This is a genomic window from Microlunatus sp. Gsoil 973, assembly GCF_009707365.1.
Classification (GTDB): domain Bacteria; phylum Actinomycetota; class Actinomycetes; order Propionibacteriales; family Propionibacteriaceae; genus Microlunatus.
The window spans coordinates 629,437-654,326 of the sequence record NZ_CP046122.1 but is presented as its reverse complement, the minus strand read 5'-3'; the positions used below and the strand labels follow the sequence as shown (position 1 = coordinate 654,326).

At 67.3% G+C, this 24,890-nt stretch carries 22 protein-coding genes, 1 tRNA gene and 3 pseudogenes; 10 read left to right on the top strand and 16 right to left on the bottom strand.

Annotation, left to right across the window (positions count from 1 at the left end; translation table 11 throughout):
- Nucleotides 1-73 precede the first annotated feature (73 nt).
- Together coaE and rpsA are read right to left on the bottom strand one after the other, a co-directional pair.
- Nucleotides 74-703, bottom strand: coding sequence for a dephospho-CoA kinase (coaE, locus tag GJV80_RS03025; protein WP_154686634.1), 630 nt, complete (start codon nt 701-703; stop codon nt 74-76).
- A 124-nt stretch (nt 704-827) separates the two neighbouring features.
- Nucleotides 828-2,303, bottom strand: coding sequence for a 30S ribosomal protein S1 (gene rpsA, locus GJV80_RS03020; RefSeq protein WP_154686633.1), 1,476 nt, complete (start codon nt 2,301-2,303; stop codon nt 828-830).
- A gap of 254 nt (nt 2,304-2,557) precedes the next feature.
- On the opposite strand from rpsA, the gene GJV80_RS03015 reads away from it, so the two are divergent.
- The 3 genes from GJV80_RS03015 to GJV80_RS03005 are packed head-to-tail and all read left to right on the top strand — an operon-like array spanning nt 2,558 to nt 3,786.
- Nucleotides 2,558-2,860: a hypothetical protein gene (locus GJV80_RS03015; protein ID WP_154686632.1), complete on the top strand. Its 303-nt coding sequence runs from the start codon at nt 2,558-2,560 to the stop codon at nt 2,858-2,860.
- 7 nt (nt 2,861-2,867) lie between these two features.
- Entirely contained in the window at nt 2,868-3,299 is a 432-nt protein-coding gene (locus tag GJV80_RS03010; RefSeq protein ID WP_154686631.1) for a helix-turn-helix transcriptional regulator, read from the top strand.
- Nucleotides 3,300-3,327: 28 nt separating this feature from the next.
- Entirely contained in the window at nt 3,328-3,786 is a 459-nt protein-coding gene (locus tag GJV80_RS03005) for a VOC family protein (RefSeq protein ID WP_154686630.1), read from the top strand.
- A 2-nt stretch (nt 3,787-3,788) separates the two neighbouring features.
- Here the strand turns inward: GJV80_RS03005 and GJV80_RS03000 are convergent, their stop codons facing one another.
- The 4 genes from GJV80_RS03000 to GJV80_RS02985 form a co-directional block, all read right to left on the bottom strand.
- Nucleotides 3,789-4,445 (bottom strand): response regulator transcription factor, encoded by a 657-nt coding sequence (locus GJV80_RS03000; protein WP_154686629.1) that lies wholly within the window; start codon nt 4,443-4,445, stop codon nt 3,789-3,791.
- Entirely contained in the window at nt 4,442-5,698 is a 1,257-nt protein-coding gene (locus GJV80_RS02995; protein ID WP_154686628.1) for a sensor histidine kinase, read from the bottom strand. Before GJV80_RS02995 ends, GJV80_RS03000 begins: the two co-directional genes overlap by 4 nt.
- A 10-nt stretch (nt 5,699-5,708) precedes the next feature.
- Nucleotides 5,709-6,224: a hypothetical protein gene (locus GJV80_RS02990; protein ID WP_154686627.1), complete on the bottom strand. Its 516-nt coding sequence runs from the start codon at nt 6,222-6,224 to the stop codon at nt 5,709-5,711.
- 152 nt (nt 6,225-6,376) lie between these two features.
- Nucleotides 6,377-6,907 carry a CGNR zinc finger domain-containing protein gene (locus tag GJV80_RS02985; protein ID WP_154686626.1) on the bottom strand — a complete coding sequence of 177 codons (531 nt, stop codon included), beginning with the start codon at nt 6,905-6,907 and terminating at the stop codon, nt 6,377-6,379.
- Nucleotides 6,908-7,010: 103 nt separating this feature from the next.
- Here GJV80_RS02985 and GJV80_RS24900 point away from each other — a divergent pair.
- Together GJV80_RS24900 and GJV80_RS23565 are read left to right on the top strand one after the other, a co-directional pair.
- Nucleotides 7,011-7,376 (top strand): annotated as a pseudogene (locus tag GJV80_RS24900) (EamA family transporter); the annotation flags it as partial.
- An 85-nt stretch (nt 7,377-7,461) separates the two neighbouring features.
- Nucleotides 7,462-7,965: an EamA family transporter gene (locus tag GJV80_RS23565; RefSeq protein ID WP_370518885.1), complete on the top strand. Its 504-nt coding sequence runs from the start codon at nt 7,462-7,464 to the stop codon at nt 7,963-7,965.
- Here the strand turns inward: GJV80_RS23565 and GJV80_RS02975 are convergent.
- Together GJV80_RS02975 and polA are read right to left on the bottom strand one after the other, a co-directional pair.
- The gene (locus GJV80_RS02975) at nt 7,932-8,858 is read right to left on the bottom strand and encodes an aminoglycoside phosphotransferase family protein (protein ID WP_195909130.1); all 927 of its coding nucleotides are present in this window, start codon (nt 8,856-8,858) and stop codon (nt 7,932-7,934) included. The genes GJV80_RS23565 and GJV80_RS02975 overlap by 34 nt on opposite strands.
- A 296-nt stretch (nt 8,859-9,154) precedes the next feature.
- Nucleotides 9,155-11,932 carry a DNA polymerase I gene (gene polA / locus GJV80_RS02970; RefSeq protein WP_154686624.1) on the bottom strand — a complete coding sequence of 926 codons (2,778 nt, stop codon included), beginning with the start codon at nt 11,930-11,932 and terminating at the stop codon, nt 9,155-9,157.
- 313 nt (nt 11,933-12,245) lie between these two features.
- On the opposite strand from polA, the pseudogene GJV80_RS02965 reads away from it, so the two are divergent.
- The 3 genes and pseudogenes from GJV80_RS02965 (at nt 12,246) to GJV80_RS02955 (ending at nt 14,539) form a co-directional block, all read left to right on the top strand.
- Nucleotides 12,246-13,314: pseudogene (locus GJV80_RS02965) on the top strand (IS110 family transposase).
- Between the two features lie 14 nt (nt 13,315-13,328).
- Nucleotides 13,329-13,751 (top strand): PaaI family thioesterase, encoded by a 423-nt coding sequence (locus tag GJV80_RS02960; RefSeq protein ID WP_154686622.1) that lies wholly within the window; start codon nt 13,329-13,331, stop codon nt 13,749-13,751.
- 26 nt (nt 13,752-13,777) lie between these two features.
- Nucleotides 13,778-14,539 (top strand): class I SAM-dependent methyltransferase, encoded by a 762-nt coding sequence (locus tag GJV80_RS02955; protein ID WP_154686621.1) that lies wholly within the window; start codon nt 13,778-13,780, stop codon nt 14,537-14,539.
- Here GJV80_RS02955 and GJV80_RS02950 read toward each other — a convergent pair whose 3' ends face one another.
- The 7 genes from GJV80_RS02950 to GJV80_RS02920 all read right to left on the bottom strand — a co-directional run bounded on the left by GJV80_RS02950 (nt 14,540) and on the right by GJV80_RS02920 (nt 22,299).
- A complete protein-coding gene (locus GJV80_RS02950) occupies nt 14,540-15,751 on the bottom strand; it encodes a glycosyltransferase (RefSeq protein ID WP_154686620.1) in 1,212 nt (403 codons plus the stop codon).
- A gap of 125 nt (nt 15,752-15,876) precedes the next feature.
- Entirely contained in the window at nt 15,877-16,593 is a 717-nt protein-coding gene (locus GJV80_RS02945) for an ABC transporter ATP-binding protein (RefSeq protein ID WP_195909129.1), read from the bottom strand.
- Nucleotides 16,577-17,428, bottom strand: a complete 852-nt coding sequence (locus tag GJV80_RS02940) for an ABC transporter ATP-binding protein (protein ID WP_154686618.1) — start codon at nt 17,426-17,428, stop codon at nt 16,577-16,579. Before GJV80_RS02940 ends, GJV80_RS02945 begins: the two co-directional genes overlap by 17 nt.
- Before the next feature lie 39 nt (nt 17,429-17,467).
- Nucleotides 17,468-19,150 (bottom strand): branched-chain amino acid ABC transporter permease, encoded by a 1,683-nt coding sequence (locus tag GJV80_RS02935; protein ID WP_154686617.1) that lies wholly within the window; start codon nt 19,148-19,150, stop codon nt 17,468-17,470.
- Complete coding sequence (locus GJV80_RS02930) at nt 19,147-20,076, bottom strand: branched-chain amino acid ABC transporter permease (protein WP_154686616.1); 930 nt, start codon at nt 20,074-20,076, stop codon at nt 19,147-19,149. Before GJV80_RS02930 ends, GJV80_RS02935 begins: the two co-directional genes overlap by 4 nt.
- 113 nt (nt 20,077-20,189) lie before the next feature.
- Nucleotides 20,190-21,425 carry a branched-chain amino acid ABC transporter substrate-binding protein gene (locus tag GJV80_RS02925; RefSeq protein ID WP_154686615.1) on the bottom strand — a complete coding sequence of 412 codons (1,236 nt, stop codon included), beginning with the start codon at nt 21,423-21,425 and terminating at the stop codon, nt 20,190-20,192.
- A gap of 241 nt (nt 21,426-21,666) precedes the next feature.
- Entirely contained in the window at nt 21,667-22,299 is a 633-nt protein-coding gene (locus GJV80_RS02920) for an ANTAR domain-containing response regulator (protein ID WP_154689990.1), read from the bottom strand.
- A gap of 128 nt (nt 22,300-22,427) precedes the next feature.
- Here GJV80_RS02920 and GJV80_RS02915 point away from each other — a divergent pair.
- Both GJV80_RS02915 and GJV80_RS02910 read left to right on the top strand, forming a co-directional pair.
- Nucleotides 22,428-22,510 (top strand) — tRNA-Leu (locus GJV80_RS02915).
- A gap of 85 nt (nt 22,511-22,595) precedes the next feature.
- Nucleotides 22,596-23,402, top strand: a complete 807-nt coding sequence (locus tag GJV80_RS02910) for a bifunctional 2-polyprenyl-6-hydroxyphenol methylase/3-demethylubiquinol 3-O-methyltransferase UbiG (protein WP_154686614.1) — start codon at nt 22,596-22,598, stop codon at nt 23,400-23,402.
- Nucleotides 23,403-23,449: 47 nt separating this feature from the next.
- Here GJV80_RS02910 and pyk read toward each other — a convergent pair.
- Nucleotides 23,450-24,866, bottom strand: a pseudogene (gene pyk, locus GJV80_RS02905) (pyruvate kinase).
- Nucleotides 24,867-24,890: the final 24 nt, after the last annotated feature.

Below are 24,890 nucleotides of genomic sequence, written 5' to 3'. Positions count from 1 at the left end.
CCCGAAGCACGACATAGGTTTCCCCATCGAGGGTTCACTCGGCAACACGGCTCGCCTGGGAAGTTCGTGCTGGTCAGTCGCAGCAGCAACTTCCCAGCTGGTGTGGAGTCTCGCCGATGAGCTCGCGATAGACCGCTTCGACCCGCTGCCGCAGGTCTTCCCGGTCGGGGCTGCTGTTGTCGATCACCACGGTCGCCGCCGCGTTGCGCTGGTCGCGGGTCGCCTGGGCCGCGATCCGGGCGTCCGCCTCCTCGGCGGACAGCCGGTTGCGGGCCATCAACCGTTCCCGCTGCAGGTGTTCGGGAACGTCGACAACGATGACCGCATCGAACCGGTCCTGCTGACCGGTCTCGACCAGCAGAGGGATCATCTGGACGACGACGGCATCCGGACCGGCGGCCGTCTCGAGTTCGGCTGCCCGGCGCCGGACCGCGGGATGGATGATCGCCTCGAGATCGCGCCGGGCTCGGGCATCGGCGAAGATGATGCGCCCGAGTTCGGCCCGGTCCAACCGACCGTCGGAGATCACCCGGTCCCCGAACCGCCGGACGATCTGCGCCAGGCCGTCGGTCCCGGGTTCGACCGCCTCCCGGGCGAGCAGATCGGAATCGATGATCACCGCTCCGCAGTCGGCCAGAATCTGTCCGACCGTCGTCTTCCCGGACGCGATCCCCCCTGTCAGACCGATCCGGAAGCGCGCCATGGTCGGAGGGTACTAGATCGCGGGCACGAGGTCGCCCGGCTACGAATCCCGGGAACGGCAGCGGCCCCGCACCGAAAGTGGTGCGGGGCCGCCGACCGATCAGTTCACGGCGATCAGCCGCTGATCAGTTGGCCGAGCCTCCGGTGAGCTTCTCGCGGAGCGCCTGCAGCGCCTCGTCCGAAGCCAGCGAACCCTCGGGAACCTGCGGCGTCACCGCAGCCGGCCGGGAGTTGCTTGCCGAGGAGTAGGAAGCCGGAGCCTCCGCGGCGGCGCCGTCGGCGGCCTCCGCCTCGGCGACCTGCTTCTTGTGCTGCTCCCAGCGGGCCTGTGCCTCGGCGTACTGCTGCTCCCAGGCGTGCCGCTGCTCGTCGTAACCTTCGAGCCACTCGCCGGTCTCCGGGTCGAAGCCCTCCGGGTAGAGGTAGTTGCCCTGGTCGTCGTAGCTGGCGGCCATGCCGTAGAGGGTCGGATCGAACTCCTCGGCGTGGATGTCGACGCTCTCGTTGGCCTGCTTCAGCGACAGCGAGATCCGACGGCGCTCCAGGTCGATGTCGATGATCTTGACCATCACCTCGTCGCTGACCTGGACGACCTGCTCCGGGATCTCCACATGGCGCTCGGCCAGCTCGGAGACGTGCACCAGACCCTCGATGCCCTCCTCGACGCGGACGAACGAACCGAAGGGCACCAGCTTGGTGACCTTGCCCGGCACGATCTGACCGATCTGGTGGGTCCGGGCGAATGCCTGCCACGGATCCTCCTGGGTCGCCTTCAGCGACAGCGAGACCCGCTCGCGGTCCATCTCGACCGAAAGCACCTCGACGGTGACCTCCTGGCCGACCTCGACAACCTCCGACGGGTGGTCGATGTGCTTCCAGGAAAGCTCCGAAACGTGCACCAGGCCGTCCACACCGCCGAGATCGACGAAGGCGCCGAAGTTGACGATGGAGGACACGACACCCTTGCGGATCTGGCCCTTCTGCAGTTGGGTGAGGAAGTTCTGGCGAACCTCGGACTGGGTCTGCTCGAGCCAGGCACGGCGGGACAGCACCACGTTGTTGCGGTTCTTGTCCAGCTCGATGATCTTGGCCTCCAGCTCCTGGCCGACGTACGGCTGCAGGTCGCGGACCCGGCGCATCTCCACCAGGGAGGCCGGCAGGAAGCCGCGCAGCCCGATGTCGATGATCAGGCCGCCCTTGACGACCTCGATCACCTGGCCGGTGACGACACCGTCCTCTTCCTTGATCTTCTCGATGGTGCCCCAGGCGCGCTCGTACTGAGCCCGCTTCTTGGAGAGGATCAGGCGGCCTTCCTTGTCCTCTTTCTGCTGGACCAGGGCCTCGACCTCATCACCGACGCTGACCACCTGGTGGGGATCGACGTCGTGCTTGATGGAGAGTTCCTTGGAAGGGATCACGCCTTCGGTCTTGTAACCGATGTCGAGCAGGACCTCGTCCCGGTCGACTTTGACAACGGTTCCGGTGACGATGTCACCGTCGTTGAAGTACTTGATGGTCTTGTCGACCGCTTCGAGAAAAGCTTCCGGCGACTCGAAGTCGTCGACGGCGACCTGTGGGGCTGCCTCAAGGGAGGACGTCATGTAGTAGGGCTCCGATAGTGGATGTAGTGAGTTGTACGGTGTTGCTGCGACCGGCTTCCCGAACCGCGACTGGTGCGGCTCGGAGCGAGGCCTCCTCGGTCCGAGGTCTGCGCAGACCACAGCGACGTTACAGCCTAACGTTGAGCCGTGAAGACGGTCAATTCCGCTCAGCTTCGATCAGGCTGCTTCAGGGAGAACCCTGAGGCAGCCCGGGGCATTCCCGCCGGAAACGACCGGCTTGGCACAATCGAGGCGTGCCGTCCTACGATCTGATCGATGATTCGGGCCTCGAGTTGACCGATGTCGGCCCGGACACGCTGTTGAGCCGACTCCAGGAGTGCACGGCGTACGTGGTCCTCCGCCGCGCCGATTGGCCCGGCCGGTCAGCGCTGGCCCGCCGGAGGGACTCCGGTTGGCAGATCGAGCTGACCGACGACGGTGTCACCCGGATCGCCACAGTGCCGGTCACCGATGCGGCCCTGGACACGCTGCGGTCCTGGGCCGAGGACGATGACTGGTGGCAGGAGGCCTTCAGCTGGCGGACAGACTCCAGGTAGCCGGGCCATGGGCGTACCGGTTGCGGCCGATCTCCTACCCGGACTTCGCGCCGCTCGCGACCTGATGGACCGCGAGTACGCCCGCGATCTGAGCCTTGACGAAGTCGCCGGCGTCGCCGGGTTGTCGAAGTATCACTTCCTGCGATGCTTCGCGGCGACCTACGGGCAGACTCCCAGGCAGTACCTCACCCGGCGGCGGATCGAACGGGCCCAGGACCTGCTTCGGGCGACGAACCTCACCGTGACCGAGGTCTGCCATCTCGTCGGCTACGAAAGTCTCGGTTCGTTCAGCAGTCGGTTCGCCGAACTGGTCGGCGTCGGTCCGTCGGCCTACCAGGCCGGATATGCCCGCACCGGCGCACCGATGATCCCCGGCTGCTTCCTGCTGATGATCGGCCTCCAGGACCGGTACGGCTCCGCAATTTCCGAGAAGCCCTGACCGGTTCGGGTGGCCTAGCGTTGCCAACATGATCTCCGGAGTTTCCCTGGTCGGTGTCTGGGTCAACGACATCGACGCGTCCCTGCGCTTCTACGCCGACAAGCTCGGCTTCACGGTGACCAGCGACATCACGCTGGGCGACGGCTACCGCTGGGCCACCGTCGCACATCCCGACCATCCCGAACTCGAGGTGAATCTGCAGGTCCCGGGTCCGCCGCTGGATCCGGAATCGGCGACCTACATCAGGAGATCCCTGGACAAGGGAGTGCTGCACGGGGTCGGGCTGGCCACCACCGACTGCCAGGAGACGTTCCGGGAACTCAGCGCCAGAGGTGTCGAGTTCGTTCAGGAGCCGTCGGACCGACCGTACGGCGTGGAAGCGGTCGCCCGCGACAACTCGGGCAACTTCCTGGTGATCGTCGAGCGCCACGAGTACACCGGCGAGGACTTCGCCCATGCCGAGGTCGGCGGCCGGTACGACGCCTGAGGTCAGCGCAGGTCGTTGGCGAACCGTACGGCCTGGGCACGGTCACGCAGACCGAGCTTGCTGAACAGGTTGTTGATGTGGGTCTTGACCGTCGCGGCGCTGATGAAGAGCCGGTCGGCGATCTCGGTGTTGTTCAGACCGTCGCCGATCAGCGCCAGGACCTCCCGCTCACGCGGCGTGAGGTCGGCCAGTGCCGAAGAGTCCTCGGGCACCTGCTGGAGTGGCCGCAGGCCGGAGACCAGCCGGGCCGAGACCTGAGGATCGAAGGTCGCGTGACCGCGGGCGACCGAACGGATCGCCGTGGCGATATCCTCCCGCGACGCGTCCTTGGTCAGATAGCCGCGGGCTCCGGCCCGCAGCGCGCCGGCGATCGATGCGTCGTCGTCGAAGGTGGTCAGCACCAGCACACCGGTCCCGGGATGCTCAGCCAGGATCCTGGCCGTTGCCGCCACTCCGTCCATCACCGGCATCCGCAGATCCATCAGCACGACGTCGGGATGGGTGGCCTCGACCAGCTCGCACGCCTCCTGGCCGTTGCTCGCTGACCCGGCGACGTGGATGCCGTCCACCAGGGACAGTACGGTCACCAGGCCGTCACGGACGATGTCCTGGTCGTCGGCGACGATCACCGACACGTCCCGTCTCATTTCCCCTGTCACGCCCGTTCCTCCTCGTTGTCGGCCCGCTGCCAGGCGGCGCTGACCACCCAGCGTCCACCCTCGGCACCGGCCCGGAATGCGCAGCCGACCTCAGTCATCCGCCGCTGCAGGCCGTCCAGCCCGAACCCGCCGCCGCTCTGCGCGAGTTCCGCCATCGCGTCGTGCTGGTCGGTGATTTCGTTGATCACCTCAAGGCGTACCGACCGGTCCTCGAAGATCAATGAGGCGGCGGTGCGGCCACCCGGCGCATGCTTGTTGATGTTGGTGGTCGCCTCGCGCGCCACGGCGGCGAATGCCTGGGCGATCGGGTACGGGATCGGGTACGGCTCCCCCACGACATCCAACGACAGCCCCAGTTGCATCCCCACCGGGCCGTTGATCACCGCCGCCACCGCGTCGGCCACGTTGGCAACCTCCGGCTGCCCGGCCGAGTGGAGTTCCCGGACTGCCGCTCTGGCGTCCCGCAGCCCCTCCACCGCGAGCTGCCGCGAGGATCGCAGCCGGGCCGTCACCTGATCCCGGTCACCGCCCGCGCCCAGCACCGCTTCCGCAGCATCCAGCTGGACGATCAACCCACCCAGTGCGTGGGCCAGCAGGTCGTGCAGGTCCCGGGCGATGCGGGTGCGCTCCTCGAGGGCGGCGGCCCGTGCCGTCTCGGCGCGGGTCCGCTCGGTCTGCTCGATCAGCTCGAGACTGCGTTGCTGGAGTTGTCTGCTGCGTTCCACCAGTTCGCCTTGCTGCTGTCTGCGGAGCGCCGCCTGCCGCCGGGTGATGCCGAGCAGAAGCACCCCGACAACTCCGATCGAGTTCCAGATCAGCGTCTCGATGTCAGGCTCCTGACGCACCTGCAGCGCGACCAGGGTGACAGCACCGACGCCCCAGCCCAATGCGGTCAGCAGATACGGGGCCTGGGGCCGGCCGACGACAACGACACAACCGATGCCGAAGATGAACCAGCCGGTGAAGTTGGTCGACGCGGCGATCAGCGCACCGAGCACGCAGAGCAGCGCTGCCAACGGATAGGACCAGCGCGGAGCGTCGTCGGTCCATGCCGCGAACACCAGCGCGAACAGACCCGCCAATCCGACCGCCACGAGGACCGTCTCCGCCGGGGAACGGGCGAAGACCCCGAGTGCCACGGAATACCAGGAGGCGGCGATCGCCATCAGCAGCCGTAGCAACACACCGCTGGTGATGCCGCTACTGTTCAGCCGCTGGACGATCGCCGCCCACCCGTGTCGGGCCTGGTCCACGTGGGTGATCCTACGAACCGACCACCGTGTCGACGCGGTTGTCGGCGCCGGAGAGCTCGTGGCGGCTGATCCGCTCCCGGACGACCAGCACCTGGACGCCCTTGACGATGGCGACGACGAAGAGGATGACCGCCGTGTTCGATGCCAGCGTGGCACCGAGGACACCGCCGACCGCCGCCATGCCGACCCGCAGAGCGATGAAGCCGAGCCAGACGGCGAGGCCGGCGGGCCGCAGGCGGGTCTGGGTGCTGCCGTCGACCGTCGCGACCTCGCTCAGCCTGCCCATCAGCCAGCCACCGACGACGGCCACGCAGAGTTCGACACCGACCAGAGCCACATCGAGCAGGGAGAGCTTGCTGAACAGCGCGCTGTTCCAGCTGCCGGCGGCCTGCAACACGCCGATCGCGCCGAGGATCAGCGGCATCTTCATCTGTCGGCTCGGCTGTTGCCAGCGCATCTGCCGGATCGAGATGAAGATCAACACGCAAAGGCCGAGGCCGATGGTCAAGAGGGTTTGGGTCGACATCTGACAGACCTCCGGGTCCGGTTCGTTGGGGGTTCGGTGCTGTCATCCAGTCTTGGAGAATCGGCGACCGCTGCCCACCAACCGCGGGTGGACGTTCGGGTGGAGAGTGCAGGTGGAGACGCCGGACCGGACGCCGGTGGGGCTTCCCGACGCTAGGTCCGGCGGGCCCGATAGGCGGCGACGTTGACCCGCGCCTGGCACTGGGTCGAGCAGAACCGGCGGGACCGGTTCCTGGACTCGTCGAAGAACAGATGCAGACAGGTCTGGTCCGCGCATCGGCGGCAGCGGTCGGTTTCACCCGCCCGGACGAGATCCACGAACGCCATCGCCGTTTCAACGGCGATCCGGGCAGCCAGCGGCTGGTCGGGCGCCACGGCGTGGAGATGCCAGTCGGTGCCGTCGTGGCGTACCAGTTGGGGTGCGGTCCCGTGGGTGACCAGGATCGCATTGGCCAGGTCGGCGGTCGCATCGCGCTCGGCATCCCAGAGCGTGATCAACTGGTGGCGCAGACCGGCGACCGCGCGCGCCTCCGCCGCATCGTGGTCGCGACGCCCCGAGTACGGCCACGGAGCGAGCAGCACATCGAGTTGCGCTGGGGTGTCCAGCGCCCGTCCGGCAATCTCGCTGTTGCCCAGGACGCGGGCGACCTCGAGAGCTGTCCGCGACTCGAAAGGCACTGGCACGGCGCCATCCTACCCATTAGGTTATGACCTAACATCATTTTGGTCATTACCGTGGGCGGCGCCCCTCGGGCTGACCGCGGACCTCGTCCCACCGGGAGATTCCATGCCAGTACGTCGCAGCAGTGGGCTCGCCATCGCGCTGGCCAGTTCTGCGACGTTCGCGCTCAGCGGGATGTTCGCCAGCTCATTGATCGACAGCGGCTGGTCCTCCGGTGCGGTCACCACGGTGCGCATCGTCGGCGCCGCCCTGATCCTCCTGGTCCCGGCTCTGCGCGCCTTGCGCGGCGACTGGGGGACGCTGCTGCGAGCGCGCTGGCAGCTGCTGGGTTTCGGCGTGTTCGCGGTGACCTTCGCCCAGCTCGGGTTCTTCAGCGCGGTGCAGTTCATCCCGCCGGCACTGGCATTGCTGATCGAGTTCCTCGGACCGGTGCTGTTGGTGTTCTGGAGCTGGGCCAGGACTCGCCGGGCACCGACCGGTCTGACGCTGGCCGGAGCGGGCGTTGCCGTGGTCGGACTCGTACTGGTCTCCGGTGTCATCGGCTCGGCCCAGCTGAATCCCCCTGGGCATTCTGTTCGCTCTGGTGGCAGCCGTCGGGAACGCCGTCTACTGGGCGTCGGCGGCGTCACAGACCCACGGGCTTCCTCCGGTCACGCTGGCCGGGTTCGGGCTCGGGATCGGCGGTGTCTTGTTGGCGATCGCGGCAGCGATCAGGGTGCTGCCGTTCCGGATCCGCGACGGCCCGGCGGCGATGGCCGGCCGCGGATGGCCGATGCCGATCATGATCGCCGCCCTGATCGTCATCGCGACGGTCGTTCCGTACGTCCTCGGCATCGCCGGTGCCCGACGACTGGGTGCGACGGTGGCCAGCTTCGCCGGCTACAGCGAACCGATCTTCGCCATCATCTGGATGGGTCTGCTGTTGGCGCTACTGCCGACTGCGCTGCAGTTCGTGGGTGCGGCAGCGATCGTCGGCGGTGTGGTGCTGGTCAGACTGGGTGAGCTGCGCCGTGAACGGCTACTTCGTCAGGACCCTGACACACAGGGCGCGCTGGTCTGACGGACGGCGTGCAGCCGGCGGAACCTCTGCACGGAATCCTCCGCGGCGATGATCAACTGTTCGCCGTCGGCGGCCGAGGACCGGGCCGCCACGGTGCCGGCGAACATCGCGCTGATCAAGGCAGTCGACCAGGCGTGGGCGAGTTCGTTCTCCTCCGGATCGGGTTCCGCACCGCTGATCTCGGCCCAGCCGCGGTCGTGCGCCCGCCGTCCCGCACTGTCGTAGCCGGTGGTCATCGCGACATCGAACATCGCCGGACCGATCCGGGCGGCGCCCCAGTCGATGATCAGCGGCAACGGCTCCCGGCCGGACGGCTGCAGCACGTTGAGGCCGTACAGATCGCCGTGCAGCAGGGTTCTGTCGAAGCCGTCCGCGGCGGCACAGAAGGCCTCGTCGTCGGCCAGCGCGGCGAGCAGCCGGCAGCCTCGGGCGTACAGGGACTCACCGATCACGTCGCGTGCCCGGCGCAGTTGCTCGGTGCCGAACTCGGCGAGACCCCGGCGTACGAAGGCCGGATCGATGACCTCGAGGGCATCGGCGAGCCGGTCGGTGCGGCCGTGGAACCGGGCGTGCAACCGACCCATGCGGTGGTGTACCTCGGCCGGAGGCTCACCCATCAGATCCACCGCCCGACCGTCGTGGAACGGGATCACGATCCACGGCCCGCCGCCGTCGACCCCGGATGCCAGCAGCCGCGGCAGCATCGGCTCATCAAGGTCAGCGAACAACCGCAGCACCGCCAGCTCCGCCGGTGATGTCCGCTTGACGACGACGTCCCGGCCCGACCAGTCGGCGCGCACGACGCTCGGGCTCGCCACGCCCCCGGCCAGCGGGCGCGGATGGCTCAGCCCAAGGAGCCGTACTGGTGCGGAACCGCGATCGTGCTCAGCCACTGGGCCATCGTGCCCGCGCCGCCATGGGCAGGCAACGCAATACCGCCAGCTCGGCAGCTCGGCTGCTCCCCACCCCACGTCCCTTCTCGCACCGCCTGCTGCATCCCGCACCACGTACACCAGGTGCAGGAAGCAATAGCCGGTGCGGCAAAGGGGTGGGGAGCCGCCGCGAAGGAACGGAGCCGGCGAGTCTGGCTGGTTTCGGACGCACCAAGGCGGGGGCCAGGGGGATGGCCCCCGGAACGCAACCCACCCGGACAAGATCGCGGCAGCGGCACCCAGGCGGGACGAAAAAGTCAGTGCGCTGCGTCGAACCAGGACCGGCCGATGCCGACCGACACGTCCAGCGGAACGGCGAGTTCCACCGCATGCCCCATCTTGTCGCGCACCAGCGACTCCAGAGCGTCCCGTTCCCCCGGCGCGATCTCGAAGATCAACTCGTCGTGCACCTGGAGCAGCATCCTCGACTTCATCCCGGCCTGGTCGATGGCCCGTTCGGCGTCCAGCATCGCGATCTTGATGATGTCGGCCGCCGATCCCTGGATCGGCGCGTTGAGCGCCATCCGCTCCGCCATCTCGCGGCGCTGACGGTTGTCGCTCATCAGATCGGGCAGGTATCGCCGCCGGCCGAGGATCGTCTCGGTGTACTCGGTGCGGCGGGCATCGTCGACCAGCGAGCGCAGATAGTCGCGGACTCCACCGAAGCGTTCGAAGTACTCGTCCATCAGCCCCTTGGCATCGGACACCTCGATGCCCAACTGCTGGCTCAGGCCGTACGCGCTCAGCCCGTAGGCGAGGCCGTAGTTCATCGCCTTGATCTTGGCCCGCTGCGCCGGTGTCACGTCATCGGCAGCCACCCCGAACACCCGCGACGCGGTCACCGTGTGGAAGTCGACGCCGGAGTTGAACGCCTCGATCAGTCCGGAGTCCTTGGACTGGTCGGCCATGATCCGCATCTCGATCTGGCTGTAATCGGCGCTCAGCAGCGCCTGGTAATCGCTGCCGACGACGAACGCCTCACGGATCCGCCGGCCCGCCTCGGTGCGGATCGGGATGTTCTGGAGATTCGGGTCGGTGCTGGACAACCGGCCGGTCGCAGCGATCGTCTGCATGTAGGTGGTGTGGATCCGGCCGTCGTCGGAGATCGCCGACAGCAGGCCCTCGACGGTCTGCTTCAGCCGGATCGCGTCCCGGTGCTTGAGCAGGTGGGCCAGGAACGGGTGTTCGGTCTTGACGAAGAGACCTTGCAGCGCATCGGCGTCGGTGGTGTAACCGGTCCGGGTGCGCCGGGTCTTGGGCATCCCGAGTTCATCGAAGAGCACCGCCTGCAGCTGCTTGGGCGAGCCCAGGTTGATCTCCTTGCCGAGCACCGAGTACGCGTCCTGTGCCGCCTCCTCGACGACCGAACCGAACTCCGACTCCAGCGCCTCCAGGTGATCGACGTCGATCGCCACGCCGGTCCGCTCCATCCGGGCCAGGGTCCGTTGCAGCGGCAGCTCGACCTCCTGCAACAACTTGGTGCCTCCATGATCATCGATCTCGGAGTCCAGAGCGGCGGCAAGATCGACCACGGCGCGGGCCTGCACCATCGCCGCATCGGCGATGCCCTGATGATCATCGTCGGATTCGAACTCCAACGCCAGCTGGTCCTGATCGTCCCCGGACACCTCGAGCTCGGCGACGTCGATCTTCAGCTCGCGCTTCAGATAGCGGACGGTGAGATCGTCCAGCTGGTAGGTGCGCTGGTCCGGGCGTACCAGGTAGGCGGCCAACTGGGTGTCGGAGACCAGTCCATGCAGTTCCCAGCCACGCTCCCACAGGGCCAGCAGCGGACCCTTGGCGTCGTGGATCACCTTCTGCCGCTGCGGATCGGACAGCCATTCGGCGAAGGCTTGTTCGTCGTCGGGGGTGAAGTCGGTGGTCGAGACGTAGGCCGCCGCACCGTCGCCCGCGGCCAGTGCGACCGCGGTGATGTCGCCGGTACCCGAACCCCAGTGTCCGATCGGCGCCATGCCGACCCGTCCGACACCGGCGTGCTCTGCCAACCACTCGCGGAGCCGCCCCAGCTCGAGCAGTTCACCTGCCAGGTCGAAGCCGCCCTCGGGCTCTGCGTCGTGCTGGGGCAGCGACTCCAGCAGCCGGTCCCGCAGGACCCGGAACTCCAGCCCGTCGAAGAGCTGGTGCACCGCCTCCCTGTCCCAGTCCTGGCGCTCCAGCTCGTCGACCCCGATGGGCAGCTCCAGGTCGCAGACGAGGGCGTTGATCTGCCGGTTCAGCTGGACGTCGGCGATCCGCTCCCGGAACGCGTCACCGGCCTTGCCCTTGATCTCACCGGCGTGGATGATCACATTCTCCAGGCCGTCGTAGGTCTCCAGCCACTTGGCCGCGGTCTTCGGACCGACTCCGGGGATGCCCGGGAGGTTGTCACTGGACTCCCCCACCAGTGCCGCCAGTTCCGGATACCGGGCAGGGGTCACCAGGTATTTCTCCAGCACCGTCTCCGGCGTCATCCTGGCAAGATCGGAGACGCCCTTGCGCGGATAGAGCACGGTGACCCGCTCGTCGACCAGTTGGAAGGAGTCCCGGTCACCGCTGCAGATCAGCACCTCCATGCCCTGGTCCTCGGCCTGTTTGGCCAGGGTGCCGATGATGTCGTCGGCCTCGTAGCCGTCCTTCTCGACGTAGCGGATGTTGAGCGCGTCCAACACCTCCCGGATCAGCGCGACCTGGCCCTTGAACTCGTCCGGCGACTTGGACCGGTTGGCCTTGTACTCGGCGTACGCCTCGGTCCGGAACGTCTGCCGGCTGACGTCGAAGGCGACTCCGACGTGGGTCGGTCGCTCGTCGCGCAGCACGTTGATCAACATCGAGGTGAAGCCGAACACGGCGTTGGTGTGCTGGCCCGTCTTGGTCGAGAAGTTCTCCACCGGCAGCGCGAAGAAAGCCCGGTATGCCACGGAATGCCCGTCGATCAGCAGCAACCGGGGACCGGTCGGTTCCGGTGCGGGCGCGGTCGCTTTCTTTGCTGCGGCCTTCCGGGCGGCGGCTCGTACGGCTTGGGTCTGCGTCGGCACGGATCCGACTCTAGACGCAGCCGCCGACACCGGCGACCTCAGCCGGGACCGCCCGGCCCCGGCGCACCGCCGCCGGGTCCACCGGCGTCGGCTAGCTTGAGCGTCAGTGTCAGGGTGACTGTGCCGCGGTTGCGGTGGTTGGATCCTGAGCACTCGGTGTCTGGCTCATAGCTTGCTTGTCGCCTTCGGGTTGACGATCATGCGTTTTGCCGGCACCGGGTGTGAAGGACCGGCCGGCGTGACTTGATAGGAGCGTGGCATCGCCCCCACTGAGATGTGTCCGCCGACCGGTCCAACCGTCCTCGCATCTTGAGTGAAGGAGGCAACCTCCATGGTTGTTGTTGGTGCCGATGTGCACAAGCGGACCCACACATTCGTCGCGGTCGACGAGGTCGGCCGGGAACTGGGGCACAAGACGTTCGACGCGGACACGGCCGGTCATCACAAGGCGACGGCTTGGGCTCGGGACCGGTTCGGCTCGGAGCTGGTCTGGGCCATTGAGGACTGCCGTCACTTGTCGGCGCGGCTGGAGCGGGATCTGCTCACCGCTGGTCAGTCGGTGGTGCGGGTCCCGCCGAAGATGATGGCCGAGCAGCGGCGGGTGGCCCGGACCCGTGGGAAGTCTGACCCGATCGATGCGCTGGCGGTTGCTCGGGCCGCGCAGCGGGAGCCGAACCTGCCGGTCGCTTCCCATGATGAGGGGTCGCGGGAGGTGAAGTTGCTTGTGGATCGGCGTGATGACTTGGTCAAACACCGCACCGCGACGATCAACCGGCTGTTGTGGCGGGTTCATGAGTTGGAGCCTGGCTGGGCGCCGATGGCCAGGTCGCTGGACAGTGCTAAGCATCAGCAGGTCCTGGCTGACCGGCTCGCCGGCGTGGCTGGGATTGTGGCGGAGTTGGCCCGTGATGAGCTGGCCGACGTCATCGAGCTGACCGGGCGGATCAACCAGCTGGAGCGACGCATCGCCGGTCTGGTCCAACAGGCGGCCCCCACGCTGTTGGCGATGCCCGGTGTCGGTGTCCTGACCGCGGCCAAGATCGTCGGCGAGGTCGCCGGCGTGGCCCGGTTCAAGTCCGAGGCTGCGTTTGCCCGACATGCCGGGATCGCGCCCATCCCGGTCTGGTCGGGTAACACTGCCGGCCGGGTCCGGCTGACCAGATCCGGCAACCGGCAGCTCAACGCTGCGATCCACCGGATCGCGGTCACCCAGATCCGACTCGACGGGCTCGGCAAGACCTACTACCAGAAGAAGAAGGCCGAAGGCATGTCCACCCCCGAAGCAACTCCGCTGCCTCAAACGACGCCTGGCGCGCATCGTCTTCAACCACCTGACCACCGATCAAGCAGCCGACCGGACTTGCATTCCGACCGCGGCTTGACATAGGAGAAACGCATGGTTGATGCGACGCCCGTCAAGCTGCCCGACTGGGTTGCCGACTTCCCGAGTGCCCTGGACGACAAGATGGGCTTCGAACTGCTGGAACTGACCCCGGAGCGGGTGGTCGGCCGCTGCCCCGTTGACGGCAACACCCAGCCGATCGGCCTGTGGCACGGCGGCGCATCCTGTGTGATGGCCGAAACCCTGGCCTCGCTCGGCGCGGTCGCCCACGCCCTGCCCGACAGGTTCGCGGTCGGCGTGGACATCAACGCCACGCACCACCGGGCAGTCCGGTCCGGCCACGTCACCGGCGTGGCAACTGCTCTCAAGCTCGGCCGTACCACCGCGATGTACGAGATCGTCCTGTCCGACGACCACGGCAATCGGGTGTGCACCGCCCGGCTGACCTGCCAGCTTGTGCCGAATCCGACCCGCTGAGGGCAGCCGCACCCTACGCTGCCGCCATGAGCTTCGATGTCGCGGCGGAAGCGTACGGCCGCTTCATGGGCCGGTTCTCCGAACCGCTGGCGGCGGAGTTCGCGGGCTTCGCCGGCGTCACCCCCGGCGATCGCGTGCTCGACGTCGGCTGCGGGCCGGGTGCGCTGACCCAACGGTTGGTCGACCTGCTCGGCGCGGACCGGGTGGCGGCCATCGATCCGTCGGCACCGTTCGTCGAGGCCACAAGACGACGCTGTCCCGGAGTCGAGGTCAGGACCGGTACGGCCGAGGAGCTTCCCTTCCCCGACGCGGCCTTCGATGCCGCGCTCGCCCAACTGGTCGTCCACTTCATGCGCGACCCCGTGGCCGGAATCAGACGGATGACCCGCGTCACGCGTCCCGGCGGGACCGTCGCCTCCTGCGTCTGGGACCACGCCGGCGGGTCGGGCCCGCTGTCCCCGTTCTGGGACGTGGTGCACCGACTGGATCCGGACGCCGGCGACGAATCCACCCTGGCCGGCGTCCGGGAAGGCGATCTGGCCCGCATCTTCTCCGACGCCGGCCTCGGCGAGCCGGTCCAGGACCGGCTCGGCGTCCGGGTCGACTATCCGTCCTTCGACGTGTGGTGGGAGCCGTACACGCTGGGCGTCGGACCTGCCGGTGACTACCTCGGCGGGTGCAGCACCGAGCAGGTCGAGGACATCCGCCGGGCCTGCTCCGATCGGCTGGGTAGTGGACCGTTCAGCATCCGTGCCGTCGCCTGGGCGGTTCGCGCCACCCGCAACTGATCACGACCCGGCGACCAGCAGCGCAGCGGCGACCGGGGCTCCGTCGGTGCGCACCATCCCGGCCACCTCGCCCGCCCGTACGGCCACCTGCGGTTCGGAAACCATCGTCAACGCCTCGGCCAACGATTCCACCGTCGGGGCCGAACCCTCGTGCCGGGTCCCGATACCGAGGTCGGTGACGCGCCCGCCCCAATACGGCTGATCAGCGACCTGGGGAACGATCACCTGGGGTGCCCCGGCCCGGGCAGCGGTGTGCGTCGTGCCGGCGCCCCCGTGGTGGACGACTGCCGCGACGCGGCCGAACAGCGCCTGCTGGTTCACCTCGCCGATCACGAAACTGTCGTCGCGATCGTCGATCGGGGCGAGTCCGGCCCAGCCGCTGCCGAGCAGGGTCCGGCACCCGCGGGCGCGGACCGCCTCGATCGCGATCCGGGCGATCGGCTCGGCCGCCGGTAACGGCATGCTGCCGAATCCGACGTACACCGGAGGATCACCGGCGGACAGGAATGCCTCCAGTTCAGCCGGCAGACTGCGGTGGTCGTGGCGCATCCACGCGCCGGTCTGCACCGCGTCAAGATCGGCCGGCTGCAGCCAGGGGCCGATCACCGGGTCGGAGGCGAGCAACGGCCGCTTGGTGTGGATGTAATCGCGGACGCTGTCCACGGCAGGCAGGCCGACCGACTCCCGGAAGGCGTTGATCGGCGGCCCGAAGATCCCGTGCACGTGCCGGTCGTTGAGCTCCCACAGTCCACGGTTGTCGGTCACCTCCGGCGGGATCACCTGCCCCGGCCAGGGCACCGGCGGATGCTGCTGCGACGGCAGGAACGTCGGGGTGAAGGAGGCGCCGACGTAGGCGATGCCGAGCTTCTCGGCCACCCCGCGCGCCGCCGCGGCGACCGGGATCACACCAGCGCCCAGCACCAGGTCGGCGTCTCGGGCCGCAGGAAGCACCGCGGAGTACGCGTCGGCGGTGAGTTCGGCGGCAACCTCGGGCAGTGGCCTGCGCGACGTCCCTCTGATCGCACCGGTCGCCAGCGCCCGGACCGGGCCGCCGACGGGCGAGTGCTCGACGCCGATCCCCTCCATCAGGTCGCCGAGGTCCGGCGGCGCACAGACGTGTACCTCGACGCCGTTGGCTCTCAGCGCGAGGGCGAGCGCGGCCAGCGGCTCGAGATCCCCTCGCGATCCGTACGACACCAGGACAATCCGCATTGCGGTCTCCGTTCGTGGTTTGAAGGCGAACGCTGATTGTCAGGCATCACCGGGGGCTTGCGGCAAGCCCCCGGCTACGGCATAGGTTGATGGTGGGAGGACGGTTCGGAGCGCCGGACGTCGGCTCAGTCCTCGCCGAGATAGGCCTTCCGGACCCGTTCGTCGGTAAGCAGTGCCCGGCCGGTGTTCTGCAGGGTGATCATCCCCGTCTCCAGTACGTAGCCGTAGTCGGCGAGCGAGAGGGCGGCCTGGGCGTTCTGCTCGACCAGCAGGATCGTCACCCCCTCCTGCTGCAACTCGGCGATGGTGGTCATGATCCGCTGCATCATCAGCGGCGACAGGCCCATCGACGGCTCGTCCAACATCAACAACCGCGGATGGCTGAGCAGCGCACGGCCGATCGCCAGCATCTGCTGTTCGCCGCCGGAGAAGGTGCCGGCGGGTTGGGCACGGCGCTCGTACAGCACTGGGAACAGGTCGTACGCCCGCCGCAGATCCTTGGCGATCCCGACCTTGTCCTTGCGGGCGAAGGCGCCCAGCCGGAGGTTGTCCTCGACGGTGAGCCGCGGAAAGATCCGCCTGCCTTCGGGAGAATGGGCCAGGCCGAGCGAAACGATCTGGTGCGCGGGGTGGGCATCGATCCGCTGCCCGGAGAACCAGATCTCGCCCGATTCCGGCCGGAGCAATCCCGAGATCGTCTTCAGTGTCGTGGTCTTGCCCGCCCCGTTGGTGCCCAGCAGGCAGACGATCTGCCCTTGCTCAACGGTGAAACTGATCCCCTTGACCGCGCGGACCCGGCCGTAGGCGACCTGCAGATCCTTGATCTCAAGCATCGACGTCACCCTCCGGGTCGCTGTCCAGCGTCCGCTGCGATTCGGCGCCGGTGCCGATGTAGGCCTCGATCACCCGCGGATCGGACTGCACCTCTTCGGGAGTGCCGAGGACCAGCGGCCGGCCCTGGACAAGACACAGCACGCGGTCGCAGAGATTGAAGATGAAGCGCATGTCGTGCTCGATCGTGATCACCGCAAGGCCGCGATCCCTGATCTTGAAGATCAACTCCTCGGCCTGCCTCGTCTCCTGCGGGTTCATGCCGGCCGTCGGCTCGTCCAGCAGCAGCAGCTTCGGGTCGGTCGCCAGCGCACGGGCGATCTCCAACCGACGCTGATCACCGTAGGGAAGATTGCGGGCCAGGCCTTCCGACGTCTCCGGCAGGCCGACGAAATCCAGGAGTTCGGCAGCCCGTTCCCGGGTCTCGCCCTCCTCGCGCCGGAACTTCGGACCGCGGACGATGGAGGTCAGCGGTCCCGAGGAGGTCCGGCAGTAACGGCCGACCATCACGTTCTCCAGCGCCGTCATGTTCGCGAACAACCTGATGTTCTGGAACGTCCGGGCGACACCGGCACGCACCACCTTGCCCGGTTTGGGCGGCAGTACGGCACCGTTGAAGACGACCCGCCCCGATGTCGGCTTGTACAGCCCGGTGAGGCAGTTGAAGAAGGTGGTCTTGCCGGCGCCGTTCGGACCGATCAGCCCCATGATCTCGCCCGGGTAGACGTCGAAGTCCACTCTGTCGACGGCGAGCAGGCCCCCGAAGCGCATGGTCACCTGTCGGGCACTGAGCAGGGGCTCCCCGTCGGTCGGCGGTGACGCCGTGGCCGACGCCGTCTCGGTCATCGAACCGCTCCTTCCGCGGCGACGGTTCCCGGCCCGGGGTCAAGGTTCCCCCTCATCGAGGCGTTCGGCCAGCTCCTCGTCCTCGTCATGGAACTCCAACTGCCGCCGCTCACTGGCGATGATGCCCTCCGGCCGGAACCTCATCATGATCACCAGCAGCAGCCCGAAGAACATCAGCCGGTACTCGTTGACGAACCGCAGCTTCTCCGGCATCAGCTGCAGCAGCGTCGCGCCGATCAGCACACCGAGCACCGTGCCCATGCCGCCGAGCACGACAGCGGCGAGCAGGAAGGACGATTGCAGGAAGACGTACGAATCCGGGGTGACCGAGATATCGACGTGTGCCTTGATCGATCCGGCGACACCGGCCAGGAAGGCGCCACTGGCGAAGGCGAAGAGTTTCAGGCCGAAGACGTTCACGCCCATCGCCTCGGCCGCCTTCTCGTCCTCGCGGATGGCGACCCAGCCGCGGCCGATCCGCGAGTTGTTCAACCGCGTGAAGATCAGGATCACGATCACCAGCCAGACCAGCAGGATGAAGTAGTAGTTGGCGAACCGGCCGATCTCCAAACCCAGGATGGTGTGGGTGTCGCCGAAGTTGAAGCCGAACAGGTTCAGTTCACCGGTGTCGGAGATGCCGCGGGAACCGTGGGTCAGATCCGGGCCGTCGGTGCCGTCCAGGTTGTTCATCGACAGCCGGAAGATCTCACCGAAGGCCAGCGTGATGATCGCCAGATAGTCACCCGACACTCGCAGCGTCGGCGAGCCGATCACCAGGCCGAGGGTGGCCGCAACGCAACCGCTGAGCAGCATGGTGATCAGGAACGGCGGATGGATGTCGAGGGTCGCCATGGCCGTACCCGACAGCATCGCCGCGACGAATGCGCCGGATCCCAGGAAGGCGATGTAGCCCAGGTCGAGCAGACCGGCCAGGCCGACGACGATGTTGAGCCCCATGGCGGTGGCGGCGAAGATCAACACCTGCGCGGCGATCGACATGTTGGCGTCGGATCCGCCCTGGGTGAAGGGGAACAGGAATGCCACAAGGAAGGCCGAGAGCAACATCACCCGGCGGTGCGCCGCCGTTGCTGCGGTCAACCAGCCGAGCGCACCGGTCCGCAGCAGGACGACTGCGCCGACCCCGGTGTAGACCAGGAAGGTGACGAAGGTGCCCGGATTGCTCTGGTCGAGTGCGTAGTAGGCGACGAACAACATCAGCAACATCACGGCGGCGATCGCCAGGATGCTCAGCCAGCCGGGTGTCCTGAGCCGGTTCAGCGTCGGCTGGCCCTCCGGGATCAGGAACCGAGTGGCGACGAATGCGATCAGCGCTGCGGCGAACCCGATCCAGCCGCCGTACTCGATGTTGATCGTTCCGCCGAGTTCGACCGCGATCGCGCCGAGGATCACCACAAATGCGACGAGCAGACCGGTGCCGAGGGCGCGTGCGCCGCGGATCCAGCCGATCCTGATCCTGCCGATGCCTTGTGGCCAGCGCATCGAGCAGACGCACAGTGCGGCCAACAGCAACCCCATGCCCAGGGCGATGAACTGGATGAAGGACGGTCCACCCAGATAGGAGACGTTGTCCAGCGCATCCGCACCATAGGCCCAGGGCAGGTACGCCGCAGCCGCAACGATGATGCCGGCGGCCAGCGCAACGATCCGGGCCGGGCCCTCGTACCGGCGTCGGACGTCGACCGGGATACCGGGGATCATCATGCGCGATCCACCACCCGGGCACCGAGCAGACCCTGTGGTCGGAACACCAGGATCAGGATCAGGACGACGAACGCCCAGACGTCCTTCCACGCCGACCCGTGTGGCAGCACCTGGGTTGCCAACGACTCGAGCACGCCGATCACCAGGCCGCCGACCAGCGCACCCCAGATGTTGCCGATACCGCCGAGAACCGCGGCGGAGAAGGCTTTCAGGCCTGCGATGAAACCCATCTTGAAGTTGATGTTGGTGTTCATCAGCCCCTGGGCCGTCCCGGCGACCGCGGCCAACACGGCGCCGACCGCGAAGGCGATCATGATGATGCGATCGACGTTGATGCCCATCAGCCGCGCCGTGTCAGGGTCCTGCGACGTCGCCTGCATGGCTCGCCCGGTCCGGCTCTTGTTGATGAAGAAGTACAGGAACACCGTGCATACGATCAGTGCCACCAGGGTGAAGATTGTCGGACGGTCGATGTCCAACCCGCCGATCCGGATCGCCGTGCCGGTGACTCCCTGGATCGACGGAAAAGGCACATTCGCCTTGGCATCGGGGAATCCCGGGATCCGGTTGTAGAACAGCCGGACGAACTCCTGCAGGAAGACCGATACGCCGATGGCGGTGATCAACGGCGCCAGTCGTGGCGAGTTCCGCAGCGGGCGGTAGGCGACCCGTTCCATCAGCAGGGCGATCGCCACCGAGGCGATCATGCCGCCGATCAACATGATCGGAAGCATCCAGAAGCCGAGTTGCTGCCCGGGGACGAGCAGCCAGACCGTCATGGCACCGAAAGCGCCGACCATGAAGATCTCGCCGTGGGCGAAGTTGATCAACTGGATGATGCCGTAGACGACGGTGTAGCCGACCGCGATCAACGCGTACAACGCGCCGAGCGACAGCCCGTCGACCAAGGCTTGCAGAACGATCACTACCCGACTCCGATCCTGTCCGTCCCGGCGATCCGGCTACCACGAACGATGGGGACGGGGCGATCTCGCCGACGTCCCCATCGTGGTGAACCCCTTGCCTACCGCTGGGACGACTACTTGAACTCGCCCGTCTTCACCGGCTCCCACTTGCCGCCCTTGACCTCGTAGACGGTCAGGACCCGGGAGGTGGCGTCACCGTACTGGTCGAAGGAGACGTGTCCGGTCGCACCCTGGAAGTCGACCTTGGCCACGGCGTCGATGGTCGCCTGCCGTGCGGACTCGACGTCGTCGGCGTTGGCCAGCGAGGTCTTCAGCGCGTTGATGATCGCGGTGGCCGCGTCGTAGGCGTAGGCACCGTAGGCGGCGTACGGATCCTTGTAGCCGGCCTTGGTGTAGGCGTCGACGAACGACTTCGCCGAGTCCAGCGTGTCTGCCGGCGCGCCGACCGAGGTGGCCAGGTCACCGTCGGACTTGCTGCCGGCCTGCTTGATGAACGCCGGGTCGTAGATGCCGTCGCCGCCCATCAGCGGAACATCGAGACCGGCCGCCTTGGACTGGTTGGACAGCGGGCCGGCCTGCGGGTACTCGCCGCCGTAGTAGATGGCCTGCGGGTGCGCGGACTGGACCTTGCTGATCACCGGGCTGAAGTTGGTGTCATCGGGGTTGATGGTCTGCGCGGAGACGATCGTGCCGCCGAGCTTCTTCCACTCGCCGGTGAACGCAGTGACCAGACCCTGACCGTAGGTCTTCTTGTCATGGATCGTCGCGACCTTCTTCAAGCCCTTGTCCTGGTAGAGGTAGCGGGCTGCGAACGGTCCCTGGATGTCGTCGGTGGTACAGGTCCGGAAGTAGTTCGGGTAGGGCCGCTGCGGATTGTTCGGATCCTCACCCTTGGTCAGCGACACACCGGTGTTGGCCGGCGACACCTCGACGATCTTGGCGCTGTTGAGGACCGGCTGCACCGTCTGGGCGACCGAGGAGTTCAACGTGCCGACGACGCCGATGACCTCGTCGTCACCGGCCAGGGTGGTCGCCGCGTTCTGACCGGTCGCCGGGGTGGCCTGGTCGTCCTGCGCGTCGAGTTCCAGCGTCCACCCGGGGACCGTCTTGTTCTGGTTGGCCTGTTTGATCGCCAGGTCGACCGAGTTCTTGATGCCGAGGCCCAACGGAGCCAGGTCGCCGGTCAACGGCGCGATGACGCCGATCTTGGCCGTCTTCGTCTGGCCACCATTGCCGGATCCACCCGCATTGGTGCCGTTGCCTGATCGCGTACCGCATGCAGTCGCGGTCAGCGACAGCGCCACCAGGGTCACCCCGGCGATGGCAAGTCGATGCTTTCGCACTTTCATCCTCCTGATCTGGTCGGCCGACTGTGGTCGGCCGCGGGAACGCGAGGCGAATTCCCCAAGCGACACCCTGTTCGGCTGAGGATGAACTCTAAGGCCATCGTCGCGACGCTTGCCGACGACTCCGGTGGTGTTGCGTGTTCGTTACGCAATGGACAAGGGCCTGACCAAAATGTGGTCAGGCCCGTCAGATACTCTCCGCCGGCTCGATTCGATCACCCGGTCAAGCCGTCGGTCGACGCGGCTATTTGCCGGGTTTCGCGCCGTGGGCGATAACTCCTTCGGCCACCTCGCGCATCGACTTGCGGAGGTCCATGGCGGTCTTCTGGATCCAGCGGAACGCCTCCGGCTCGGTCAGCCCGAGACCGACCTGGAGCAGGCCCTTGGCCTTGTCGACGATCTTGCGGGTCTCCAGCCGCTCCTCCAGCTGGGCCACCTCGGCCTCGACCGCGAGGATCTCCTGGTAGCGGGCAATGGCGATCTCGATCGCCGGTACCAGGTCGTCCTTGCCGAACGGCTTCACCACGTACGCCATCGCGCCCGCCTCGCGGGCGCGTTCGATCAGTTCGCGCTGGCTGAAGGCGGTCAGCATCACCACCGGCGCGATGCGATCGGTCGCGATCTTCTCGGCCGCGGAGATGCCGTCCATCTTGGGCATCTTGACGTCCATCACCACCAGATCGGGTTTGAGTTCGGTGGCCAGGGCGACGGCCTGTTCGCCGTCTCCTGCCTCACCGACCACCTCATAGCCCTCCTCGCCGAGCATCTCGACGAGGTCGAGGCGGATCAGGGACTCGTCTTCGGCAACGACAACCCGCGACGCGGCGCCCCGGGGCGTAGTCCCCGGTTCTGCTGAGGTCTTCGTCTGCGGGCGCAGCTCTGCGCTTTCCTGGGCTGCTTGGCTCTCGGTCACGGGATAACTGTAGCCAGCCACGGCGGGAGATGCCTCAGGCTGGTCGGAGTGAAGACTTTCCGGAGCGCTGTGGCACAATGATCGTCGCTCCGGCCGAGGTGGCGGAATGGTATACGCGGACGGCTCAAACCCGTCTGCCCGAAAGGGCGTAGGGGTTCGACTCCCCTCCTCGGCACTGCGGGACCATTGCGGTTCTCTTAACACGCCCGTCGTAACCTGTTCGTGACCTCTTTACCGGGTGCGTGCCACAATGCGAATCCATGGAGCCCTCACAGGTTTCTCAGGCCAACGGTGATCTCGAGCGCGGCGAGGGGCACGACCTCTCAGCTGCGGAGCACGGGGTGGGTGCCTTCGCGGCTGCCACCGGGCGTCAGCTCGAACAGCGGACGGATCAGAGGAACTATCGCCGTTATCAGTACGACCTGATCGTTCCCCACTGCGGAGGAGAGATCCTCGAGGTGGGCGCAGGGTCGGGTGACTTCTCGGCGCAGTTCGCCGGTCGACAACGGGTGATCCTGACCGATGTCGATCCGCAGGCGGTCGCGGCGATGGGCGACCGGTTCGCCGACCGACCGGAGATCTCCGCCCGACAGCTCGATGTCGCAACGCTGACCCCGCAGCGGGCGGCGCAGCTCGTCGAAGAATCCGGTCCGGTCGACACCGTATTGGCGATCAACGTCCTGGAACACATCGAAGATCACGTGCTCGCGCTTCGGGCGCTGTCGGCGCTGGTGCGCCCGGGCGGCAATCTGGTGATGTGGGTTCCGGGCTACCAACAGCTGTACGGCGACTTCGATCGGTCGGTCGGACATGTCCGGCGCTACACCCCGAAGACCCTGGCCGGCGCGGCGCGGGAGGCCGGGCTGGCCGTCGATCTGTGTCGGCCGGTCAACCTGCTCGGCGGGATCGCCTGGTGGGCCGCGGTCCGCAAGGGCGGTGCGGGGACTCCCGATCCGAGACTGGTGAAGATCTACGACACCGTCGTGGTCCCGGCGACCCGGATCCTGGACAGGCTGCCGATCCCGTTCGGTCAGACAATCCTGGGCAGCTTTACCCGGGCCGACTGACTTCACGGTGCCTCGGCCCGGCCGGGACCGGGGCGCCGCGCGGGGGCCTAGAGCGGCAGGCCGATCCTTCTGACACGGATCATATTGGTCGCGCCGGCGCGGCCGGGTGGCGAGCCGGCGATGATCACCACCCGCTCCCCCCTCCTCGATCCGGCCGGACTCGGTGAGCGCCTTGTCCACCTGCCTGATCATGTCGTCGGTGTGCGAGACCATCGGGACGAGGATCGTCTCGATCCCCCAGGACAGGGTCAGCTCGGCCTGGGTGCTCTCCATCGGGGTGAACGCGAGCACCGGGATGGCCGACCGCAGCCGGGACAGCCGTCGCGCGGAGTCCCCGGAATGGGTGAAGGCCACCAGATATCGGGCGTTGACGCCCGCGGCGATGTCGGCGGCCGCCTTGGTCACCACACCCGCGGTGGTGTGTGGGTCCCAGTCGATGGTGTGCATCTCGGCCATGCCGTGGGCCTCGGTCTCGTTGATGATCCGGGCCATCGTCTCGACGGTCAGCACCGGATACTGACCGACACTGGTCTCCCCGGAGAGCATCACCGCGTCCGCACCGTCCAACACGGCGTTGGCGACATCGGACGCCTCGGCCCGGGTCGGCCGCGGTGCGGAGATCATCGACTCCAGCATCTGGGTCGCGACGATCACCGGCTTCGCCCAGCGGCGAGCCGCGGTCACGATCCGCTTCTGTACCAGAGGTACTTCCTCCAGCGGGAGCTCGACGCCGAGGTCGCCGCGGGCCACCATGAACGCATCGAACGCGTCGATGATCTCGTCCAGGTTCTCCACCGCCTGCGGCTTCTCGATCTTGGCGATGATCGGGACCTTGCGGCCCTCCTCTGCCATGATCTTGTGCGCCTGCTCGATGTCGCTGGCGTTCCGGACGAAGGACATCGCGATCATGTCGACGCCCTGCCCGAGCGCCCAACGGAGGTCGGCCTTGTCCTTGTCGCTGAGCGCCGGAACGCTGACCGCCACACCGGGCAGATTGATGCCCTTGTTGTTCGACACCGGCCCGCCGACCTTGACGGTGGTGATCACATCGGTGTCGGTCACCTCCTCGGCGACCAACTGGATCCGACCGTCGTCGATCAGAATCAGGTCGCCGGGCTTGACGTCGCCGGGCAACTGCTTGAAGGTCGTCCCGCAGCACTCGGCATCGCCCTGGCAGTCCTGCGTCGTGATGGTGAAACGAGCGCCGTAGGCCAGCTCCACCTTGCCCTCGGCGAACCGGCCGAGCCTGATCTTCGGGCCCTGCAGATCGGCGAAGATCGAGATCGGCCGGCCGACCGCCTTCGCAGCGGCACGTACGCCTTGCAGGTTCTTCAGATGGTCGGGGTAGTCGCCGTGACTCATGTTGAGCCTCGCCACGTCCATTCCGGCACGGGCCAACTCGATCAGCCGCTCGTCCGACGCGGTGGCCGGGCCGAGGGTGCAGACAATCTTCGCTCTTCGCACACACGGACCCTATTACGCCGAGTT

What these genes read in the sequence shown, in the direction of transcription:
- rpsA (WP_154686633.1), bottom strand. Translation starts at nt 2,303, where the DNA reads ATGACGTCCTCCCTTGAGGCAGCCCCACAGGTCGCCGTCGACGACTTC.
- GJV80_RS03005 (WP_154686630.1), top strand. Translation starts at nt 3,328, where the DNA reads ATGATCTCCGGAGTTTCCCTGGTCGGTGTCTGGGTCAACGACATCGAC.
- GJV80_RS02950 (WP_154686620.1), bottom strand. Translation starts at nt 15,751, where the DNA reads ATGCGGATTGTCCTGGTGTCGTACGGATCGCGAGGGGATCTCGAGCCG.
- GJV80_RS02925 (WP_154686615.1), bottom strand. Translation starts at nt 21,425, where the DNA reads ATGAAAGTGCGAAAGCATCGACTTGCCATCGCCGGGGTGACCCTGGTG.
- GJV80_RS02935 (WP_154686617.1), bottom strand. Translation starts at nt 19,150, where the DNA reads ATGATGATCCCCGGTATCCCGGTCGACGTCCGACGCCGGTACGAGGGC.
- GJV80_RS02955 (WP_154686621.1), top strand. Translation starts at nt 13,778, where the DNA reads ATGAGCTTCGATGTCGCGGCGGAAGCGTACGGCCGCTTCATGGGCCGG.
- coaE (WP_154686634.1), bottom strand. Translation starts at nt 703, where the DNA reads ATGGCGCGCTTCCGGATCGGTCTGACAGGGGGGATCGCGTCCGGGAAG.
- GJV80_RS02940 (WP_154686618.1), bottom strand. Translation starts at nt 17,428, where the DNA reads ATGACCGAGACGGCGTCGGCCACGGCGTCACCGCCGACCGACGGGGAG.
- GJV80_RS02990 (WP_154686627.1), bottom strand. Translation starts at nt 6,224, where the DNA reads ATGTCGACCCAAACCCTCTTGACCATCGGCCTCGGCCTTTGCGTGTTG.
- GJV80_RS02960 (WP_154686622.1), top strand. Translation starts at nt 13,329, where the DNA reads ATGGTTGATGCGACGCCCGTCAAGCTGCCCGACTGGGTTGCCGACTTC.
- GJV80_RS03010 (WP_154686631.1), top strand. Translation starts at nt 2,868, where the DNA reads ATGGGCGTACCGGTTGCGGCCGATCTCCTACCCGGACTTCGCGCCGCT.
- GJV80_RS02910 (WP_154686614.1), top strand. Translation starts at nt 22,596, where the DNA reads ATGGAGCCCTCACAGGTTTCTCAGGCCAACGGTGATCTCGAGCGCGGC.